The organism is Thermoplasmata archaeon (assembly GCA_015063285.1).
Classification (GTDB): Archaea; Thermoplasmatota; Thermoplasmata; order Methanomassiliicoccales; family Methanomethylophilaceae; genus Methanoprimaticola.
Genome location: SUST01000031.1, coordinates 1 through 6,202, shown reverse-complemented (window position 1 = coordinate 6,202; position 6,202 = coordinate 1). Strand labels below are relative to the sequence as shown.

The following is a 6,202-nucleotide window of genomic DNA, read 5'->3' as shown; positions in this document are numbered from 1 at the left end:
GGTACCGATGTCTACATCCCGCTCGCTATCATGCCTGCGCTGGCACTGGCCTTCGGAACCATAGCAATAATCCTGGTGATGTCGTACATCTATCGCAGAATCAAGCCGAAGATGCTTGAAAAGATACATGAAAGGAAAGCTCAGGAACAGTGACAAGAATCAAAGCGAAAGAAGAGTCTCGAAAGAAGATTCTCTCTTTCAATAGATGAAGATTGTCACTTGCATGAATTATTGCATGATCAATTATGAAGAAAAAGGCGCCCTTTCGGGCGCTAATTGGTTTCCTTAGATTCCGAAGAATTCCTTTACACCGGGCCTGAACAGATAGAACAGGATGACGGCGTAAATCACCAGAGGAATTGCAGATCCGATTCCGGTAGTGATAAGTCCATAGATGGCCACGATCAGACCGATACCGTTGACGATAAGTCCGATGTACCACATGATACTCCATCCGTTCCAGAATCCTCCAGCGATGACTATGTTGATCAATCCAACAACGATCATCGCTATGGAAGCGGCATTTCCTAAATCTGCAAATTCGGGATCTATATCACCAGCACTGACGACACCCGCGATCAGAAGGATTCCTCCTACGAGCAGGAGGAGTCCGAGCAAGAACTCGAGAATCGCAATTATAGTGATCAAAATTGGGCGTGAGACATCTCTTGCCATGAACACTGAACCGATTTTGAAATATATAAATCAAGATTGTACAAGTGGTCGGTCTGGACGTCGATTCATGATAATTGACTTTCTCAATGCCTCTTCATCCCGCATGTTAGATTCTCGGTCCATTCTATCCCATTACCGTCGGTATAACGATATCTTCTAACGTAGAACCAACTGCCGAATGAATAAGGTGTCTCGAAACCGTCCGCATGAATGTGAATGCAGCGCTTGACCCCCTCGGATTCGATACAGATAGAGACTTCTGGAGGATGGTTGACCTTCTCCGATATCATGTCCGATACACGCTGCTCTGCATCATCCGGGATATCGATCCCGATCAGACTTCCGTCCGGCCTCATGCCTATGTAGACATCAGCATGATTGAAACGGTTCAGCATCGCTGTCATCATCCTGACTGCGCGATCGATCTCGTCCAGGCTTCCGACGAATCCTACTGTCTCCCCCTCAGGTCCAACATCCATTCGGATCGTGCTACTATCGCCATAACGATAGAAAAAGTCTGAGCATCCGTCGAAAGAGTATATCTAGTGCCATATTGTGGTTGATTCCGAAGGAGGTCTCTGATGAATCCAAGGACATGGAATCTATGGCACGGATGCAGGAAGTACAGCGAAGGCTGTGAGAACTGCTATATGTTCTTCATGGACGGAGTCAGAGGTGTCCAGACGGATCCTGAGAAGGTATATCGGACAAAGAACACGAACATGCCCCTGGAGAAGGATCGCTCCGGACGTTACAAGACGCCGCCGGGATTCATGCTGACCATCAACATGACCTCGGACACGTTCATCGAGGAGGCGGATGAATGGCGCGACGAGATGTGGTCCATCATCAGGAAGAGGCCGGATGTTATATTCCTCATACTGACCAAGAGGGCCGCCAGGATGCGCGACAATCTCCCTTCCGATTGGGGAGACGGTTACGACAACGTCATACTGAGCATCACATGCGAGAACCAGAGGACGTTCGACGAGAGATGGCCCATATTCAGAGATACTCCCGCAAAGCACAAGCAGATGAACCTTGCCCCGCTGATCGGTCCGATAGATCTCACTCCGGCCCTGTCCTCGGGACAGATAGAACAGGTCAGTCTGAGCGGCGAATGCTTCGGAGGCATGAGGTCCTGCCACCATGATTGGCTCGTTCAGATGAGCGAGGACTGCGAGAGATACAAGGTGAACTTCATAATCAACCTCACCGGCAACGTATATGTCAAGGACGGTAAGGAGATCGTCACCAAATCCATGTACGAACAGTGTCTGGATGCGTACAGGATCGGACTCTCTAGATTCTTCGGGAATCCGCATTATATTCTCAGGAGTCCCCTGGACGGCCACGAATTGTCAGACAAGGAGATCATGCAGCCTGTCTACAACAAGGACAGGTGCTTCCAGTGCACCAGCATGCCCGTGTGCACGGGATGCTTCAACTGCGGACAGTGCAAGGATGTGGTCCTGGTAGATGCGGAAGGCAACCCGACTGAACTGAGGCTCTATCCCCCTGAGAAGAAGAAAACAGCTTCGCTGGACGATTTCTTCTGAATACCGATAAACAATATATGTCAGGGAACCATTGAAGCACATACGCGTGTTAACCATGGGAAGAGACCTTGCTTATGTCACGATGGTCGGGGATGTCGTACACCCCGGGAACCTCAATATCATCAACGAAGCCGCCAAGCTGGGCGACGTGGTCGTCGGATTGCTCACGGACAAAGCCATCGTCTCACGCGAACATCCCCCTTATCTGAACTTCGAACAGAGAATGATCATCATCAGCAACATCAGAGGGGTCGCCAAGGTGGTCCCCCAGGATGATTGGTGCGGAGAGGACAACCTGCGTGAGCTGAAGCCCAAGTATGTCGTACACGGCGACGATTGGGTGAGCAACTCCCTCAGCAAGGTTAGGGACAGAACAGTACAGGTCCTATCTGAGTGGGGTGGGCAGGTCGTCGATATCCCCTACACGCAGGGAATCAATTCATCGGTCATTAGCACCAACCGCAGGGAGTTCGGAACGACTCCCGAACTCAGGCTCCAGGCTCTGAGGAGACTTGTCGACGCCAAACCGATAGTCAGGATAATGGAGGTCCATTCGGGAATCTCTGGGCTCATCGTTGAGCACGCGGAGATCGAGAAGGAGGACGGACTGCATTACTTCGACGGTATGTGGTCGTCCAGTCTCACGGATTCCACAAGCAAGGGTAAACCGGATATCGAAGCTGTGGACCTGACGACGCGTCTCCAGGACCTCACATGCATCCTGGAATGCACCACGAAGCCCCTCATCTACGACGGGGACACCGGCGGAAAGCCGGAGCACTTCGTGTTCACGGTCCGTACCCTCGAGAGGAACGGTATATCCGCGGTCATCATAGAGGACAAGACCGGACTCAAGAAGAACTCGCTGTACGGGACATCGGTCGAGCAGACGCTCGCCCCGGTCGAGGAGTTCTGCGACAAGATCCGTGCCGGAAAGAACGCACAGGTCACCAAGGACTTCATGATCATAGCCCGCCTGGAGAGCCTCATCGCAGGACACAGTGTAGACGAGGCCCTGGAACGCGCAAGAGCATACATCGCTGCAGGCGCCGACGGGATCATGATCCACAGCAAGGAAAAGTCCGGAATGGACATCAAGGAGTTCTGCCAGAGATTCCGTAAGGAATACTCCAACGTTCCCATAGTCCTCGTTCCCACTACATACAACCAGTTCAAAGAGAAGGAGTTCCAGGAGTGGGGCGCCAACATCATCATCTACGCCAACCACATGCTCAGGGCATCCTACCCCGCGATGGTCAAGGTCGCGAACTGCATCCTGGAGAACGAGAGGTCGCTGGAGGCTGACAGCCTGTGCATGCCCATCAAGGAGATCCTCGGACTTATACCGGATCCCAAGTGATACAATGATCTCCCCCGCATACTTCTACGGAAAACTCACAGACCTAGGAGTCGGATTCTTCACCGGAGTTCCCGACTCCCTCCTCAAACATCTATGCTCGTATCTGAAGGACAACGTCCCCGACGACAGGAACATCATCGCCGCGAACGAGGGATGCGCCGTAGGCCTTGCAGCGGGATTCCATCTGGCCACAGGGAAGGTCCCGATGGTCTACATGCAGAATTCCGGGATGGGGAATGCTACAAACCCGCTCCTATCCTTGGCTGACCCGGACGTGTACAACATACCGATGATCCTGGTCATAGGATGGCGCGGGGAACCGGGGATGCACGACGAACCCCAGCATGTCAAACAGGGAAAGGTCACATGCACGCTGCTGGAGACCATGGGCATCCCGTACGGGGTACTCCCCTCGGACGAAGAGGGATGCGATAAGCTGTTCGAAATATGCGGGAAGCATCTCAAGGAAAACGGTTCACCCTTCGCCATAGTGGTGAAGAAGGACACCTTCTCGGAATACAAAGCAGAGAAGAAGACAGAGGAGCAGCCGTTCGAGATGTCCCGCGAGGAAGCTATAGAGACGATCGCCTCGAAGGAGAAGGGATCGATATTCGTCTCAACCACAGGGATGGCATCCAGAGAGCTCTACGAGATAAGGGACAGGAACGGGGAATCCCACGACAGCGATTTCCTCACGGTGGGTTCCATGGGCCACTCCTCACAGATCGCTCTGGGCATAGCATTGAACAGACCGGACCGCAGGATAGTCTGCATCGACGGCGACGGAGCGGTCATAATGCACATGGGAGGCATGTCCACCATCGCCGCCCAGGCACCCAAGAATCTCATCCACATCATGATAAATAACGGCGTCCACGACTCGGTCGGAGGACAGCCGACAGTGTCCAGGGAAATCGACATCCACGGGATAGCCCAGTCCATGGGCTACAGGAACGTCTTCACGGTGAAGACCAAGGATGAGTTGGAAAAGGCCCTGGAATGCACATCGGGCCCGGTGTTCCTGCAGGTCATGGTGCACCGCGGGAACAGGAAGGACCTGGGAAGACCCAAATCCACACCGGCGGAGAACAAGACCGCCCTCATGAAGAACATAGGAAGCATCTAAGATGATAGCTCAGGCAGTAATAATGGCCGGAGGTCTGGGATCCAGACTCGGCGCGCAGACGAAGGACATGCCAAAGGGATTCCTCGAGATCGGGGGGACACCTATGGTGGAGCAATCGGTGCAGAAGCTGATCGCCGCCGGGATCGAGGAGATCATTATCGGTACCGGCCACTGCAGGGAATACTATGAGGAACTGGCGAAGAAGTATCCGTGCATCACGTTAGCGCACAACGCCAACTACAAGGACACGGGGAGCATGGGGACGCTCACGGTATGCTCGCCGTATGTCGAGGGCGACTTCCTCCTGCTGGAGTCTGACCTCCTTTACGATTCGATCGGACTGAACGTCCTAATCAACGACGCCCGCAGAAACCTCATCCTCTCATCGGGCAAGACAGGCTCCGGGGACGAGGTATACTTGCAGGTGGACGAGAATCTCAACCTTGTCAAGCACTCCAAGAACAGGAAGGAGCTGGATTCCGTCTACTCGGAGCTTGTCGGCATAACGAAGCTCACCAAGGAGACCCTGGACCTGATGGTCAAGTACATGAACGACCACAGATCGGACATCCCCAAGATGGAGTACGAGGTCGCCATGACCGGAGTGTCCTCCGGAGGGCATCCGATAGGAGTCCGCAAGGTCGAATACTACACCTGGTGCGAGATTGACGACGCCAACCATCTGAAGAGGGCGTTGGATATCATCTATCCACACATCGTCGAGAACGAATCCCTTCGCGGAGTACGCCGCGAGGTCCTGCTGAACCCCGGCCCGGCAACCACCACGGACAGCGTCAAGTACGCCCAGGTGCAGGCTGACATTTGCCCCCGCGAGAACGAGTTCGGAGACGTGATGGGATGGATCTCCAAGGAACTCTCTCGCATGGTCGGAGAACCCGGAAGGGTCGAGACCGTCCTCTTCGGAGGATCAGGAACGGCTGCCGATGAGGCGATGATCTCGTCATGCATTCCGAACGACGGCAAACTGCTCATAGTGGACAATGGTGCATACGGAAAGCGCATGGCCAAGATGGCCGCCATCTACAACCTCGACTTCGATGTCTACTACAGCGATGGGATCAGCAGGATCAACGTGGACGACCTGAAGAGCAAGATAACCGGAGGCAAATTCACACATCTGGCCATAGTCTATCACGAGACCACCACAGGTATCCTGAACCCCGTACCCGAGATCTGTAAGTTCTGTCACGAACACAACATCGTCACTATCGTGGACGCCGTCAGCGCATTCGCAGCGATACCGATCGACATGGACAGGGACTGCATAGACTTCATGTCGTCCACATCCAACAAGAACATCCAGGGTATGGCCGGGATCGCATTCGTGTTCTGCCGCAAGGAGGCGTTGGAATCCATCAAGGACTACCCCATGCGCAACTACTATCTGAACGTCTACGACCAGCACCACTACTTCATCAAGAACAACCAGATGAGGTTCACCCCTCCGGTGCAGACCGCCTA

The 6,202-nt window shown here is 53.6% G+C and carries 6 protein-coding genes; 4 read left to right on the top strand and 2 right to left on the bottom strand.

Annotated features, from left to right (window positions below; all coding sequences use genetic code 11):
- Positions 1-285: 285 nt before the first annotated feature.
- The gene (locus tag E7Z62_09000) at positions 286-675 is read right to left on the bottom strand and encodes a hypothetical protein (protein ID MBE6523239.1); all 390 of its coding nucleotides are present in this window, start codon (positions 673-675) and stop codon (positions 286-288) included.
- A gap of 83 nt (positions 676-758) precedes the next feature.
- On the bottom strand, positions 759-1,154 hold the full coding sequence (locus tag E7Z62_08995; GenBank protein MBE6523238.1) for a hypothetical protein: 396 nt from the start codon (positions 1,152-1,154) through the stop codon (positions 759-761).
- 102 nt (positions 1,155-1,256) lie between these two features.
- Here E7Z62_08995 and E7Z62_08990 point away from each other — a divergent pair, with 102 nt between their 5' ends.
- The 4 genes from E7Z62_08990 to E7Z62_08975 all read left to right on the top strand — a co-directional run.
- A complete protein-coding gene (locus tag E7Z62_08990; GenBank protein ID MBE6523237.1) occupies positions 1,257-2,234 on the top strand; it encodes a DUF5131 family protein in 978 nt (325 codons plus the stop codon).
- Between the two features lie 55 nt (positions 2,235-2,289).
- Positions 2,290-3,594 (top strand): phosphoenolpyruvate mutase, encoded by a 1,305-nt coding sequence (aepX, locus tag E7Z62_08985; GenBank protein MBE6523236.1) that lies wholly within the window; start codon positions 2,290-2,292, stop codon positions 3,592-3,594.
- A 4-nt stretch (positions 3,595-3,598) separates the two neighbouring features.
- Positions 3,599-4,720, top strand: a complete 1,122-nt coding sequence (gene aepY / locus E7Z62_08980; protein ID MBE6523235.1) for a phosphonopyruvate decarboxylase — start codon at positions 3,599-3,601, stop codon at positions 4,718-4,720.
- A 1-nt stretch (position 4,721) separates the two neighbouring features.
- Positions 4,722-6,202, top strand: a 1,481-nt coding sequence (locus tag E7Z62_08975) for an aminotransferase class V-fold PLP-dependent enzyme (protein MBE6523234.1), incomplete at its 3' end; no start/stop codon positions are given.

Bases quoted from the DNA above. Each gene is read 5' to 3' on its own strand.
- E7Z62_09000 (MBE6523239.1), bottom strand. From the start codon at position 675: ATGGCAAGAGATGTCTCACGCCCAATTTTGATCACTATAATTGCGATT.
- E7Z62_08995 (MBE6523238.1), bottom strand. From the start codon at position 1,154: ATGGATGTTGGACCTGAGGGGGAGACAGTAGGATTCGTCGGAAGCCTG.
- E7Z62_08990 (MBE6523237.1), top strand. From the start codon at position 1,257: ATGAATCCAAGGACATGGAATCTATGGCACGGATGCAGGAAGTACAGC.
- aepX (MBE6523236.1), top strand. From the start codon at position 2,290: ATGGGAAGAGACCTTGCTTATGTCACGATGGTCGGGGATGTCGTACAC.
- aepY (MBE6523235.1), top strand. From the start codon at position 3,599: ATGATCTCCCCCGCATACTTCTACGGAAAACTCACAGACCTAGGAGTC.